Origin of the sequence: Streptococcus sp. 79 (assembly GCF_013277425.1) — a bacterium.
Lineage (GTDB): Bacteria > Bacillota > Bacilli > Lactobacillales > Streptococcaceae > Streptococcus > Streptococcus pseudopneumoniae.
Map to the genome: position 1 here is coordinate 1 of NZ_VMMW01000091.1, position 14,050 is coordinate 14,050.

The window sequence follows — 14,050 nt, forward strand, 5'->3', positions numbered from 1 at the left end:
TTGTTTCGCAGGAAGTCTATTCAAGCTAATCCCACTTCAATCCCACATGTTCGTTCATTTCTTTATAGGCTGTATCAATTCGTTCCTTAGTCGCTTCATCTAACTGGTCACGATGACTGCCACCCTCTATAAAATCTTCCAAGATATAGGTTTGATAATGATATAAAGGATAGCCTTCTGGTGAAAAGGTTCCCTTTGGTGTTCGATTGACCCAAGTAGGATGAGCTTTAGCTGTTCCGATAGTTGTTTTTCCATCCTTCTTCTTAATGGTTACATCCATGAGAACGCCACGTTCAGTCCACTTAGCATTTTCTTCATCTCCCATAGATTCAATCCGTTGATTGGAAATGAAGTTCCCCATTGAATAGATAATGAGTTTCTTGTCTCCATCTTTTTCAACCGTTTCAGATGGTTCCACAACGTGAGGATGCCCTCCAAAGATAATATCCGCCCCCCAATCAATCATCTTGTGATAAAGAGCTTTTTGTTCCTCAGTTGGTTCCAATCGATACTCCACACCCATCTGAGGCATGATAATGGTGATATCTGCTTCCTTCTCTGCCCGTTCAATTTCAGCCTTCATCTTATCTTCGTTTAAATCTGAAAGATAACGATTATAGTCTTCCTGAGAAATATACCGTTCAATTCCATTGAATCCATAGGAATAGGCCAAAAGAGCAACCTTGATTCCATTCACTTCCTTAATGACCAACGGAGCCTGATCACGTGGTTCATGCGTATAAACTCCGATTGGAGTGATTCCAGCTTTTTCAATAATATCGGCCGTTGAAATAACTCCCTCAATTTGCGAATCCAAAATATGATTATGAGCTAAATCTAGCACATGATAACCTGCATCCTTAATGGCATCCATAACTTCAGCAGGAGCATTAAAGAGAGGATAACCCGCTAAATAATGATCCTTATTGATGGTTCCTTCAAAATCACCAATAGCTAAATCTGCTTGCTTGAGCCAAGGTGTCACATACTCAAAATTCTCATGAAAGTCATAGGTACCGTCTTCTTTTTTAGCTGAAAAGAAAAGTCCATCGTGGTAGAGCAAATCCCCATTAGCCATAATTCTGGCAGTTTTTTCCTCTTCCTGCTCCTGAGACTTTTGCTTAGTCCCCTCTTGAGAAATAGTATCTCGTTTTTGACTGGTTAAAGGGATTCCTTGGAAACTTTCAACCAACAAGACCAAGCCCATTGATAAAGCAACTGCTAGCAAGAGTACCGCCACAAATCCTTTATTGCTCCACCTGCGATAACTCCTAAAAAAGTTTACCAAGCCCTTCATAAAACGAAAAGCTAAACCACCCTGATTTCGATTTTGTCTTCTTTTCATCTTCATTCTCCCTACTTTCTTATGCAAGCCTTTTCTTTTTATTATATCATAGATAAGTAATTCTTTCACAATTGATACTCTTCGAAAATCTCTTCAAACCACGTCAGCGTCGCCTTACCGTATATATGTTACCGACTTCGTCAGTTCTATCTACAACCTCAAAGCAGTGCTTTGAGCAACCTACGGCTAGCTTCTTAGTTTGCTCTTTGATTTTCATTGAGTATGAATTGAACTTCCTATCTATTTTCTATAAATCCTAAAGGCTATAATACTTTCAATCCTTGACATTTTGTGATATCATGTAGAGGTAATGAAAGGAGAGAAAATGTCTGCAATAGAACGTATTACAAAAGCTGCTCACTTAATTGATATGAACGATATTATCCGCGAGGGGAACCCAACTCTACGCGCAGTTGCTGAGGAAGTTACTTTCCCCTTATCTGATCAGGAAATCATCCTTGGCGAAAAGATGATGCAATTCCTTAAACATTCCCAAGATCCTGTCATGGCTGAAAAATTGGGACTCCGCGGTGGGGTTGGACTGGCTGCTCCTCAATTGGATATCTCAAAACGCATTATCGCTGTTTTGGTACCTAATATTGTTGAAGAAGGCGAAACTCCGCAGGAAGCCTACGACTTGCAAGCCATTATGTACAATCCAAAAATCGTCTCTCACTCTGTTCAAGACGCTGCTCTTGGTGAAGGAGAAGGTTGCCTGTCTGTAGACCGCAACGTGCCTGGCTATGTTGTTCGCCATGCCCGCGTTACTGTTGACTACTTTGACAAAGATGGAGAAAAACACCGTATCAAACTCAAAGGCTACAACTCCATTGTTGTTCAGCATGAAATTGACCACATTAACGGTATCATGTTTTACGATCGTATCAATGAAAAAGACCCATTTGCAGTTAAAGATGGTTTACTGATTCTAGAATAAAGAAAATCCCGTTGCAAGACGGGGTTTTGTGTTATAATAGAGGCATGAAAACAAATGATATTGTCTATGGCGTCCACGCCGTTACCGAAGCCCTCCTTGCAAATACTGGAAACAAACTCTACCTCCAAGAAAATCTCCGAGGTAAGAATCTTGAGAAAGTCAAGGAACTGGCTACAGAAAAGAAGGTGTCCATTTCTTGGACCTCAAAAAAATCCCTCTCTGAGATGACTGAAGGTGCTGTCCACCAAGGTTTTGTTTTACGAGTGTCCGAATTTGCCTATAGCGAGCTAGATCACATCCTTTCCAAAACACGCCAAGAAGAAAATCCTTTGCTATTGATTCTGGATGGTTTGACTGACCCTCACAACCTAGGATCCATCCTGAGAACAGCCGATGCGACCAATGTTTCAGGTGTCATCATTCCCAAGCACCGTGCTGTAGGTGTTACCCCCGTCGTTGCCAAAACGGCCACAGGTGCTATCGAGCACGTTCCCATCGCCCGAGTGACCAATCTGAGCCAAACTCTGGACAAAGTCAAGGATGAAGGCTTCTGGACCTTTGGAACGGATATGAACGGTACTCCTTGCCATAAGTGGAATACAAAAGGGAAAATCGCCCTCATCATCGGAAATGAAGGAAAAGGCATCTCTAGCAACATTAAAAAACAGGTCGATGAAATGATTACCATTCCCATGAATGGCCATGTTCAAAGCCTTAATGCCAGTGTTGCTGCGGCCATTCTCATGTACGAAGTTTTCCGAAACAGACTATAAAAAAGTTTCCAGTCATCTGATTGGAAACTTTTTTATGATTAACTATGTTCTGTGATAAATTTATAGGCTTCTTGACCAGCGATAGCTCCATCTCCAACCGCTGTTGTTACTTGGCGAAGGTCTTTCTGGCGAACATCTCCAACTGCAAAGATACCGTCAACTGCAGTTTTCATGTGGTTATCTGTCACAATCCAGCCTGCCTGATCTTGGATATTCAATTCTTTAACAAAATCGCTAAGAGGGTCCAATCCAACATAGATAAAGACGCCACCGAAGGCTTGTTCTGTCACTTGACCTGTTTTCACATTTTCAAATACGACAGATTCTACTCGGTTTTCACCCTTGATTTCCTTCACTACAGAATCCCAGATAAAGCTGATTTTCTCATTCGCAAAGGCGCGGTCTTGTAAAACCTTTTGAGCACGAAGTTGGTCACGACGGTGAACAATGGTAACAGTCTTAGCAAAACGAGTCAAGAAGAGGGCTTCTTCAACAGCTGAATCTCCACCACCAACTACCAACAAATCTTGGTCACGGAAGAAAGCACCATCACACACGGCACAGTAAGAAACACCACGACTGTTCAGTTCTTCTTCTCCAGGTACTCCCAAAGGACGGTGTTTAGAACCAGTTGCTACGATAACGGTACGAGTTTCATATGTTTGGTCGTCAGTCATCACTTTCTTAAAATCACCATGGTCTTCGACATTTTCAACATATCCATAAATGTGCTCAACACCGAGATTTTCAAGCGGTTCAAACATCTTTTCTGCCAATTCAGGTCCACTAATATTAGCATATCCTGGGTAATTTTCGATATCAGATGTATTATTCATCTGACCACCTGGCAGACCACCTTCAATCAAAGCTACTTTCAAATTGCTTCGAGCAGCATACAAGGCTGCAGTCATCCCTGCAGGTCCAGCACCGATAATAATAGTATCGTACATATAGTTTCCTTCTTTCTTGTTGTAACTATCTTTATTCTAACTCTTTCTTGTCAATCACGCAAGGATTATGCCTTGAAAACAAGAATTAAACTCATAACCGCAAAGGATAATACTGGAACAACCAAGACCCCAATCATAATCATATCATAGAGATGGGCTTGGCGAGCCTTGGCTGTCTTATCAACTCCCGACATGGCTCTCAGTCCAATCCAAATTCCTAAAAAAATCAGGACGAGGATGGTGGTTAAGATCAAACTCTCGAAATATAAAGAAAATAGTTGCAGTAGCATGATTTCTCTCATTTCTATCTTTTTTAAAGAGTAAACTCAGCTAGTCCAGCTAACTGAGTTTTTCTTTATCTATTATATCAAATATAAGTCCGTTTGTAACTAGCGAAGAATTCTTTTGTCCGCTCTTCTTTAGGATGGTGGATAATCTCATCTGGTGTTCCAGACTCGATGATTTTCCCCTTATCTAAGAAGAGAATCTTATCAGCCACTTGGGCTACAAAGGACATGTCATGACTGACCAAAATCATGGTCTGACCTGACTTAGCAGCATCTGCAATAGACTTCTCTACTTCACCGACCAATTCTGGGTCAAGGGCTGAAGTTGGTTCATCTAAGAGCAAGACATCTGGTTTCATAGCAAGCGCACGCGCCAAGGCAACCCGTTGCTTTTGTCCACCTGATAAATGGCGAGGGTAATGGTTTTCACGATCAGAAAGCCCAACCTTAGCCAACTCTTCCTTGGCAATCTTAGTCGCTTCTTGGTCAGATAATTTCTTGACAACAACCAAGCCTTCTTTCACATTATCAAGTGCTGTACGGCGCTCAAACAAATTAAACTGCTGAAATACCATAGATAACTTGCGACGTAGGGCAAGGATTTCTTCTTGAGTGATTTTAGAAAAATCAACCGAGAAATCATCAATCTGAATCGAGCCACTATCAGGTGTTTCAAGATAATTGAGACTGCGAAGAAAGGTTGATTTTCCAGCTCCTGAAGAACCAATCAAGGCTACAACTTCCCCTTTTTGAATATCCAAGTCCAGATGATCCAAGACAGTCTGTCCTGAAAAGGATTTGCTTAAATTCGAAATCTTAATCATTAACGAAGGTCTCCTTTCACATCTGTTTGCACTGTATCTGGTGCAGAAATAGCCATTTTTCTCTCGATGAAACGACCAAGGCTCTCAATTCCGATATTGACTACCCAATAAACAAGAGCAACGGAGATGAAGCGCTCAAAATAACGATAATCGGCACCACCCAAAATCTGAGCTTGGGCAAAGACTTCCACAACACCCGCACTAAAGGCTAGGGAAGTTCCCTTGGTCAAGCCGATGAGGGAGTTAATCAAGGTTGGAGTTGCCACAACTGCTGCATTTGGAATAATCACTCGTCGATAAACTTGCGCTCGGGTCATACCCAGACTGCGTGCCGCCTCAATCTCACCAGGGTTAACTGAGAGAATGGCTGCACGAATGGTTTCACTAGCATAAGCTGCCTCATTAAAGGCAAAGGCGACAATCGCAAAAGCAGCGGCTGGAATCGCATTGATATTGAGACCAGTTCCCCATTGCTGATTGAGAGCTTTCAAAGCCAAAGGAATTCCGTAGTAGGTCAACATGAGCTGCACTAAAATCGGTGTCCCTTTTAAGAAACTAACAAAGAAGGCCTGCAAGGGATATAAAATCTTGACACGATTGATCTTCACAATGGCAAAAAGAAGCGCCAAAACCAAGCCAAAAAAGGCACCACCAATTGTCAACATAATCGTTGTTGGAAGTTGTTGAACAATTCTCGGAATTCCATCAAAGACCGAACGCAAGCTAAAAAGCTTGCCATCCGGAATCAATTGCATCAAGTTTTGATACCAATCTGATGCTAAAATCGTTGTAACATTCATAAAAACATCCTCTCCTGATAATGATTCATTCTACCATACTTCTGCCGTCAATGAAATTATTTGCTACGGTCAGATACAGTCTTTGTCTACCTACTAGTTTATCATACTTTAAAACAGGGAGGTTATATATTTTATCTATCAGAGAGATAAGTAAAAACTATTTCAATCCCAATTCTTCATAAGGTTTTCGATAACCGATTTGTTTAACAGTTCCATTTTCTACTAAAATTGGCCGTTTTAACAACATGCCGTCGCTTGCTAGCAACTCAGCTGCTTCTTGGTTTGACAGACTTCCTACCTTATCTTTTAACCCTAATTCACGGTATTTGATTCCACTGGTGTTAAAAAATTGCTTCAATTCAAACCCTGAGGTTTCCAGCCAGTTTAAAATAACTTCTTGGCTAGGTGTTTCTTCGGCGATATGGACGGCTTTGTAGTCCACACCGAGTTGGTTTAATTCTTGTTTTGCTTTTTTACAAGTTGAACATTTTGGGTATTCGATAAATTCTAACATGTCTTTCACTTTCTATTATTTATATCTTTAAAATCTGCGCCTTCATACTCCAAGAGCCAGGCTTTCTTTTCCACTCCTGCGGCATAACCAGTCAGACGCTTGCCTGCTCCCAGCACACGGTGACAAGGTACTAGAATAGACCAAGGATTGCGTCCTACCGCTCCACCAATTGCTTGAGCAGAAGGCACTTGCAGGTCTTGGGCTATTTGCCCATATGTCACTGTCTGACCATAAGGAATTCCCTGTAAATAGTCCCAAACTCGCTTTTCAAAATCCGTTCCAATTGGAGCCAAGGGCAAGTCGGATAAATCCTTAGGCTTGCCTTTAAAGTAAGCATCTAAGCAAGTAATAACTGGGTCTAAAATGGGATGACTAACAACTGCTTCTATCGTCTCATCTCCTAGTCCCCTCTCAAAATGCTTCTGCTCCTGAACCCAAATTCCATACAAATAATGGTCATCAGCTACGAGAGAAAGGGAGCCAATCGGCGAAGAATAGAGCATTTTTACATACTTCTTTTGCATTATTTCTTTAATTTTTGATAGGCCAAGCGTTCGCCATCAACTGGAACCTTACCAACCTGTTTAAAACCGAGTTTTTCAAAAATATGCTGCATAGCTTTGTTTTCAGCATGCGTATCTGAGCGAAAATCTAGATAATCAAAACCTTCAATCAAGCCCTCTAAAAAGGTTTGAGCAACTCCCTGTCCCTGCACATCTGCTGCCACAGCAATACGGTGAAAGACTAGGTACTCTGACTCCCCAACTTGCCAGTTGCCTTCATAAATGGCTTCATAGGCTGCCTCTGGACTCTTGGTCACAGCAGCATAGGCTAGTAGTTCTCCCTCTTCCAAGGCTACATAGGCTTGACCTGAGATAATATCTTCAATAATAATATCAGCATTTGGATAACCATTTTGCCACTGGTCACTACCAGCATCCGCTAAACATTTTTTAGCATCCTCCATCACTTGCATGATGTCATCTACTTCATTTGGAAAAGCTAAACGAATCTCCATCTTTTCTCCTCATTTCTGACTAGTTTCTCCCATCCTAGCATAATTTAAGTCTTTCTACAAGCAGTTAAAACTTGACTTTCTGTTTTTGTTATTTTATAATCTAGTTATTAAAACTAGATAAAAAGGAGTTGAAAATGAAAACTACCTTTTCCTACCCAAAATGGGCAGAAATTCCAAATATTGACCTCTATCTGGACCAGGTTTTACTCTATGTCAATCAGGTCTGTGCCCCTATCTCTCCTGATAAAGACAAAGGCCTGACAGCATCTATGGTTAACAATTATGTCAAACATGGTTACCTGACAAAACCTGACAAGAAAAAATACCAACGTCAACAGATTGCCCGTCTGATTGCTATCACAACCCTCAAGTCTGTATTTTCGATTCAAGAAATCGCTCAGACACTGAATACTCTACAAAGTCAAGCAAGTTCAGAGCAACTCTACGATGCTTTTGTGAACTACATGAACCAAGGAATTGACCCAGCTAACCCTATCATCCAAACCAGCTGCCAAACCGTTAAACTCTATCATCAAACCCTAGCCTTAATCCATCATACTCAAGAGGAGGTAATCCAATGAACACTAGTCTTAAACTCAGCAAACAACTCAGTTTCGGAGAAGAGATTGCTAATAGTGTGACCCATGCTGTGGGTGCAGTCATCATGCTCATCTTACTCCCTATTTCATCCACCTATAGTTACGAAGCACATGGCTTTTTATCCTCTATCGGCGTTTCCATTTTCGTTATCAGTCTCTTTCTCATGTTCCTCTCATCCACCATTTACCACTCTATGGCCTATGGTTCGACCCACAAATACGTCTTGAGAATTATTGACCATTCTATGATTTATGTGGCTATCGCAGGCTCTTATACGCCAGTCGTCTTAACCTTGATGAATAACTGGTTTGGCTATCTGATTATTGCTATCCAATGGGGAACGACCATCTTTGGTATTCTCTATAAAATCCTTGCTAAAAAAGTCAATGAAAAATTTAGCCTTGCTCTTTACCTGATTATGGGCTGGTTGGTTCTGGCTATCATTCCTGCCATTATCAGTCAAACGACACCAATTTTCTGGAGTCTCATGGTAACTGGCGGACTCTCTTATACAGTTGGGGCTGGATTTTACGCCAAGAAAAAACCTTATTTCCACATGATTTGGCATCTCTTTATCCTAGCTGCGTCCGCACTCCAATACATCGCCATTGTTTATTACATGTAAAACTCTAAGCAGGCAGAGCCTGCTTAGAGTTTTATAATCGAATTTCCTAAAGAGGAAGCAATATGAAAGCCGTCATTGCTTGTGCTCATAAGATCTTCAGAATCATTTACAAACTACTCTCCACCAAGCATACTTATCAAAAAGAAAAGGCGCTAGGACTGAGGAAACATTTCTAACGCAAAAACTAAAAAAATTTCAATTATAGTATAGCACAGGAAGTGATTTTTTGCGCTTTTTTACTATCTTTTTTCTTCACATATATTTATAAAGTACTGGTGCAAGCTTACATCATCAGTCAATTCAGGATGAAAAGAAGTTACCAACATATTTTTTTCTTGGGCTGCAACGATTTGATTATTCACTGTTGCTAGAATTTCTACATCTTCTCCAACACTGCTGATAATTGGACCACGGATAAAGGTCATTGGAATCTGACCAACTCCCTTACATTCTGCTTCCGTATAGAAACTTCCTAATTGGCGCCCATAGGCATTGCGCTCGACCACCATATCCATAGTTCCTAGATGACTCTCTTTCTGAGAAGTAATTTCCTTAGCCAGCAAAATCAAGCCTGCACAGGTTCCAAATACTGGTAAACCAGATAGAATGGCTTCTCGAATGGGAATCAGCATGTCCTGGTCTCGTAAGAGCTTGCCCATGGTTGTAGACTCACCACCCGGCAAAATCAAACCCGACAAGTCACTCTGAGATTTCTGAAAATCCTCTAAATTTCTGATTTCAACACTCTCGACACCTAATTGATCTAGCACTTTTGCATGCTCTGCAAAGGCACCTTGCAAGGCCAATATTCCGATTTTCATCTATTTTCCTCGCTCAGCCATGAGAATTTGGATCTCATTTTCATTGATACCAACCATAGCTTCTCCTAGATCTTCAGAGATTTGAGCTAGGATTTGAGGATTACGGAAGTTAGTCACAGCCTTAACAATGGCACTCGCTCGTTTAACAGGATCGCCTGACTTAAAAATACCTGAACCGACAAATACACCCTCTGCCCCTAATTGCATCATAAGTGCAGCATCTGCTGGCGTTGCAACGCCTCCAGCTGCGAAGTTTACAACTGGCAATTTCCCATGTTCATGGACGTATTGAACCAATTCTACAGGGACTTGCAATTCCTTGGCAGCAACATAAAGTTCGTCCTCGCGTAGGTTTTGAATACGGCGAATTTCCTGATTCATCATACGCATATGGCGAACAGCTTGGACAATATCTCCTGTACCCGGTTCTCCTTTAGTACGAATCATGGAAGCACCTTCAGCGATACGACGCAAGGCTTCCCCCAAGTCCTTAGCTCCACAGACAAAAGGTACTTGAAATTCTTTCTTGTCCACATGGAAACGATCGTCAGCTGGAGATAAAACTTCACTCTCATCGATATAGTCAATCTCAATAGCCTCTAAAATCTGAGCTTCAACAAAATGCCCGATTCTAACCTTAGCCATCACTGGAATGCTAACCGCTTCTTGGATTTCCTTAATCATCTTTGGATCACTCATACGGGAAACACCACCAGCTGCACGAATATCAGCTGGAATCCGCTCCAAAGCCATAACAGCAGCCGCACCAGCAGCCTCTGCAATACGAGCCTGTTCAGGATTTTGAACGTCCATGATAACCCCACCTTTGAGCATCTGTGCCAAATTTTTATTTAATTCATAACGATTTTCAGTCATTTGTTTTATCCTCATCATTTATATTGGTAGCTACCATTTCATTTTAAAATAGAACAGAGTGAATCACAAGATAAAAAAAGAAGAATTGTGTGGGTACAGATTGAATCGAGTAGGGGCTAAGACTAGTCCCTCTCACACCACCGTAGGTGCCGTTCGGCATAGGGCAGTTCAACTAATACTCATATCTATTTTCAAAAAGCATTCTGGTTCATTCTCTTTTAACGATGGACTTTACAACACTCCTCTCTAATCCTTGTATGATCTCTTGAAATGTATCAATGCCAGCTTCCAAGGTTTGAAATGCTTTATTCTGGAAGCCACCTTCACCAAGCTCTTTCTGCATCTGTTCAATAGGATTCATCTCTGGCCTGTATGGGGGAATAAAGGGAAAGCCAATATGATTTGGAATAGTTAAGCTACTTGATGGATGCCCTAGGGCATGATCCATGACTAGTAAAATAAAATCAGTTGGATAGGCCTGTGACAGTTCTTGTAAACAAGCTTTCCTCCATTCAGTATGGCATCCTCCGGCAAGCAGGAAAAAGGATGCTCCTCTATAAGCATCAACAGCTCTCTAACAGTAAGAGAATTCATGCACGGAATGACTATGGACAGGAGGACCTATTCCTTTAGGTGGCTAACAAGATCCTAGTTTACTGCCTATCCGAAACCAGCCTCATCTTTGATGCATGAACCCAAGCTTACGAAAGCATCTACTATCTTTAAAGCGTTTTCTTACCTTCTTGAATAGAGATGGGATGTTTAGACGCGGCAATGGTTTGAGCGCCTGCTTTCTTAGGATCTAGGGCAACAGTGCGCCAGCTATGTCGCTTCAACAGTTGACAGAAAGCATCACCTGTGTAGGAACGACTAATCTCCTTTTGATAGGACTGAAGAAATGGAGTATCACTAAACCTCCTGAGAAACAATCTCTAGAACACTTGTCCTACAACGGCCTGTATATCCTAGTCCGGTACGTTATAAGCAATGAATTCATTTTTATTACAATTCAATCTAGATTTTGCAGGAAATCTACTGTAACAACTTCCTCTTCCTCTGAAGTTTTCAAATGACCGGAAAACTATCTATTCCTTGACTGTCATATAAACGTGGTTACAACCACCACGTCTTTCTTGAAGGAGAGAGTCCGAACCTAACTCCTCATCCTTCTTTAAATTTCACCAAACTACAGTCTAGACGCTCTATCATCTCTTGATAGGATTTTCCCATCAAACAAAGCAGAACGATTGGAAGACTTTGTGTTAGAGGCTTAGTAAGGTCTTTAAAGAGAAAGGTGATTTCTTGTTTAGCTAATTTCATGTTACTATCGTACAATGCTTTTTGAAGTATGTCTAGTATTAACCACTCTTTTCATCACCCCACTACAAGTTGATAAAGAGCCACAAAACTTCAAGACTTTTCTAAGTATTTTCGATATAAGCATTAAATATATTTCAGAAAAAGCAACATTAACCTCCCTTAACTGAAACAAACTCAAGTTCACTAAATTGGTTAATAATTCTTTTCAAGTCTTTATCTGCTTTTTTCTCTGATACATCATATTCAGATGTTAATTTTCTCAATAAGTGGTCATATGAAATTGAAGTATCAATTTTAGACCATATAAAAAGATTTCTCTCTCCATCACTTATAACATTGATTTTACTTCGAGTATCCTTTAAATTATCATTAATATCAATTCCATTAATTGTAATTTCTCCTGAATCTTGTTTTAGAAGCGTTGTCATCATTTTTATTAAGGTTGTTTTGCCTGCCCCATTTTCTCCTAAAACTCCAATTATTTTTCCTCTTGGAATTTTTAATGAAACATTATTAATAGCTTACTTTTTCTTTTTAGTAAATTAATCTTCGTTTTTGTAAGATAACTTTTAGATACATTTTTTACTTCTAACATCGGAATTCTCCTAAATTGTTAAATATTCGATCACTTTCTTCTCCATCTTTTTATAACTGAGCAAGCCAATCACAATAAAAACTAATGAGAGAAGTAAAACTTTAAAAATCAATAGACATAGTTGAAGCGATTCCAAATCTCCAGAAGATATTAGTCTAACTATCTCTAAGCCATAAGTAATTGGTAATAAATCACCAACACATTTTAGAAAATCAAGAAGCACTGTCCTAGGAAATGTAACACCAGATACTAAAAATATCAAAATAAATAACGTATTCTGACTTATAAATGTATCTCTTAACCAGAGCATTATGTTAGCAACAAAAACACTCATAGAAAATGATATTAAAACAATAACAACATAACTCTCAACAGCCAATAGGATATTGGAGTTGCCATGAACTTTGCACCGAGCAAAATAGAAATAATAAAAAGTGAACAAAACTCCATAAAAGTTCTTCCAAGCTGTTCAATGAACACGCCTATATAATAGCTGAAAATACTATATGGAGTTATAAATAAGCTTTCCAAGGTTCCCTCTCGAACCTCAACCATCAATGAACGCCCTACATTCATCAAAATAGCAACAGCAACATTGTAGTAAAGCATCCCAGCAGCAGCGAAAGTAAAATAATCAATCACTTCTACTTGACTAACTACTAATTTGTTATTAAAAAGATAATGAGCAATTAACCAATACCCTAAAAGCTGAAAAATGGCATCTAACAATCGATTCAGGAATAGAGCTACTGGAAAAAATCTAGTATACATTTGAAAATTTCTAATTATTAATGCCTTAATCAACTTTCGATAATCTCCATTTCTACTCTTTTATAATCGTGCCAATCTCACCTCCTGATAAAAGAAGTGCATTCGCATCATCAGTATCAATATGCATTTCCAATCTATATTTATCACTCACTCTGCAATGAACATCATGCAAAGTAGCACTTTTTTCGCTTTTTACTTCAACAGAAACTATATCTCCATTTTTAAGACCCATTTCCTCAGCTTCTTCTGTGGCAAAGTGAATATGTCTATTAGCAATAATGCACCCTTCATCTAAATTAACTCTTCCATTAGGTCCTATAATGGTAATCGGTGAAGAGTTTTCAATCTCACTCGAAGTACGTACTGGTGGAGTTATCTTTAATAATCTAGAATCTGTTTTAGAAACCTCAACTTGTGTATAAGGACGAATTGGTCCTAATACCCTGACACGATTAATCTCGCCAGATGCCGACTGAATTGTAACCTGTTCTTCAGCAGCAAATTCACCAGGCTGATACAAATCTTTTAACTTGTTTAGTTGGTATCCTTCACCAAATAAAATATCTAAATGTTCCCTCTTTAAATGAACATGTCTAGCAGAAATGTTAATGATTACTTGATTAATTTCCATGATAATTTATCTCCTTTTCCTATTTATAATACCATATTTTTTTCTGATTCATTATACTCAAAATGAATCAAAGCCTCTTTATTCAGATACATACCCTCTTCATTGAGTAAATGATTCAAATCAGAGTTCCATTGTGACGGTTTATCTCCTATACTTTCTAAGTTCTCAACAAAAGTATAGATATAAAAGTTTGTTGCTCTATATTTTTCACCTCCTATATTAAAATCTCTAAATAAGCTTATTGCTAATATTTTATAGTCGCTTAGTTTCAAACAAGCATGTTATAATAAAGCTATGCATGTAGTACAGATTTTAAACAGCGAGCATTAGATTACATCAAAGAGGGGGCACAGCCATGTCGAG

Annotated in this window: 18 protein-coding genes and 2 pseudogenes; 4 read left to right on the forward strand and 16 right to left on the reverse strand. The window is 39.6% G+C overall.

What is annotated here, in order from left to right:
* Positions 1–25: 25 nt before the first annotated feature.
* Complete coding sequence (locus HT729_RS10295; RefSeq protein WP_000830204.1) at positions 26–1,345, reverse strand: CapA family protein; 1,320 nt, start codon at positions 1,343–1,345, stop codon at positions 26–28.
* A 325-nt stretch (positions 1,346–1,670) separates the two neighbouring features.
* Here HT729_RS10295 and def point away from each other — a divergent pair, with 325 nt between their 5' ends.
* Positions 1,671–2,282 (forward strand): peptide deformylase, encoded by a 612-nt coding sequence (gene def / locus HT729_RS10300; RefSeq protein WP_001272952.1) that lies wholly within the window; start codon positions 1,671–1,673, stop codon positions 2,280–2,282.
* Between the two features lie 44 nt (positions 2,283–2,326).
* The gene (gene rlmB, locus HT729_RS10305; protein WP_000855765.1) at positions 2,327–3,055 is read left to right on the forward strand and encodes a 23S rRNA (guanosine(2251)-2'-O)-methyltransferase RlmB; all 729 of its coding nucleotides are present in this window, start codon (positions 2,327–2,329) and stop codon (positions 3,053–3,055) included.
* A gap of 38 nt (positions 3,056–3,093) precedes the next feature.
* Here rlmB and trxB read toward each other — a convergent pair whose 3' ends face one another.
* The 7 genes from trxB to HT729_RS10340 form a co-directional block, all read right to left on the reverse strand.
* Complete coding sequence (trxB, locus tag HT729_RS10310; protein WP_000272299.1) at positions 3,094–4,005, reverse strand: thioredoxin-disulfide reductase; 912 nt, start codon at positions 4,003–4,005, stop codon at positions 3,094–3,096.
* Positions 4,006–4,070: 65 nt separating this feature from the next.
* Positions 4,071–4,295: a DUF4059 family protein gene (locus HT729_RS10315; protein WP_000926599.1), complete on the reverse strand. Its 225-nt coding sequence runs from the start codon at positions 4,293–4,295 to the stop codon at positions 4,071–4,073.
* A gap of 77 nt (positions 4,296–4,372) precedes the next feature.
* Positions 4,373–5,116 carry an amino acid ABC transporter ATP-binding protein gene (locus tag HT729_RS10320; RefSeq protein WP_000590965.1) on the reverse strand — a complete coding sequence of 248 codons (744 nt, stop codon included), beginning with the start codon at positions 5,114–5,116 and terminating at the stop codon, positions 4,373–4,375.
* Complete coding sequence (locus HT729_RS10325; protein ID WP_001103446.1) at positions 5,116–5,916, reverse strand: amino acid ABC transporter permease; 801 nt, start codon at positions 5,914–5,916, stop codon at positions 5,116–5,118. The genes HT729_RS10320 and HT729_RS10325 overlap by 1 nt, the downstream gene beginning before the upstream one ends.
* A gap of 157 nt (positions 5,917–6,073) precedes the next feature.
* Positions 6,074–6,430, reverse strand: coding sequence for an arsenate reductase family protein (locus tag HT729_RS10330; RefSeq protein WP_023934080.1), 357 nt, complete (start codon positions 6,428–6,430; stop codon positions 6,074–6,076).
* A gap of 5 nt (positions 6,431–6,435) precedes the next feature.
* On the reverse strand, positions 6,436–6,954 hold the full coding sequence (locus tag HT729_RS10335) for a methylated-DNA--[protein]-cysteine S-methyltransferase (RefSeq protein ID WP_023934081.1): 519 nt from the start codon (positions 6,952–6,954) through the stop codon (positions 6,436–6,438).
* Complete coding sequence (locus tag HT729_RS10340; RefSeq protein ID WP_000405855.1) at positions 6,954–7,448, reverse strand: GNAT family N-acetyltransferase; 495 nt, start codon at positions 7,446–7,448, stop codon at positions 6,954–6,956. The genes HT729_RS10335 and HT729_RS10340 overlap by 1 nt, the downstream gene beginning before the upstream one ends.
* 134 nt (positions 7,449–7,582) lie before the next feature.
* On the opposite strand from HT729_RS10340, the gene HT729_RS10345 reads away from it, so the two are divergent.
* Both HT729_RS10345 and HT729_RS10350 read left to right on the forward strand, forming a co-directional pair.
* The gene (locus tag HT729_RS10345; protein WP_000858721.1) at positions 7,583–8,029 is read left to right on the forward strand and encodes a DUF1836 domain-containing protein; all 447 of its coding nucleotides are present in this window, start codon (positions 7,583–7,585) and stop codon (positions 8,027–8,029) included.
* The gene (locus HT729_RS10350) at positions 8,026–8,673 is read left to right on the forward strand and encodes a hemolysin III family protein (protein ID WP_001097999.1); all 648 of its coding nucleotides are present in this window, start codon (positions 8,026–8,028) and stop codon (positions 8,671–8,673) included. The genes HT729_RS10345 and HT729_RS10350 overlap by 4 nt, the downstream gene beginning before the upstream one ends.
* Positions 8,674–8,912: 239 nt before the next feature.
* On the opposite strand, the gene pdxT is transcribed toward HT729_RS10350, so the two are convergent.
* The 8 genes and pseudogenes from pdxT to HT729_RS10390 form a co-directional block, all read right to left on the reverse strand.
* Positions 8,913–9,494: a pyridoxal 5'-phosphate synthase glutaminase subunit PdxT gene (pdxT, locus tag HT729_RS10355; protein ID WP_023937432.1), complete on the reverse strand. Its 582-nt coding sequence runs from the start codon at positions 9,492–9,494 to the stop codon at positions 8,913–8,915.
* Positions 9,495–10,370 (reverse strand): pyridoxal 5'-phosphate synthase lyase subunit PdxS, encoded by an 876-nt coding sequence (gene pdxS / locus HT729_RS10360; RefSeq protein ID WP_000138526.1) that lies wholly within the window; start codon positions 10,368–10,370, stop codon positions 9,495–9,497.
* 208 nt (positions 10,371–10,578) lie between these two features.
* A pseudogene (locus tag HT729_RS12250) lies at positions 10,579–11,263 on the reverse strand (transposase); the annotation flags it as partial.
* A gap of 195 nt (positions 11,264–11,458) precedes the next feature.
* Positions 11,459–11,630 (reverse strand): annotated as a pseudogene (locus HT729_RS12255) (IS630 family transposase); the annotation flags it as partial.
* A 209-nt stretch (positions 11,631–11,839) separates the two neighbouring features.
* Positions 11,840–12,208 (reverse strand): PqqD family peptide modification chaperone, encoded by a 369-nt coding sequence (locus tag HT729_RS10375; protein WP_078374384.1) that lies wholly within the window; start codon positions 12,206–12,208, stop codon positions 11,840–11,842.
* A 422-nt stretch (positions 12,209–12,630) separates the two neighbouring features.
* A complete protein-coding gene (locus tag HT729_RS12260) occupies positions 12,631–13,089 on the reverse strand; it encodes a hypothetical protein (RefSeq protein ID WP_212750464.1) in 459 nt (152 codons plus the stop codon).
* Between the two features lie 19 nt (positions 13,090–13,108).
* Positions 13,109–13,687 carry a phosphate propanoyltransferase gene (gene pduL / locus HT729_RS10385; protein WP_000405172.1) on the reverse strand — a complete coding sequence of 193 codons (579 nt, stop codon included), beginning with the start codon at positions 13,685–13,687 and terminating at the stop codon, positions 13,109–13,111.
* Positions 13,688–13,710: 23 nt separating this feature from the next.
* Entirely contained in the window at positions 13,711–13,959 is a 249-nt protein-coding gene (locus tag HT729_RS10390) for a hypothetical protein (RefSeq protein ID WP_000777026.1), read from the reverse strand.
* Positions 13,960–14,050 lie beyond the last annotated feature (91 nt).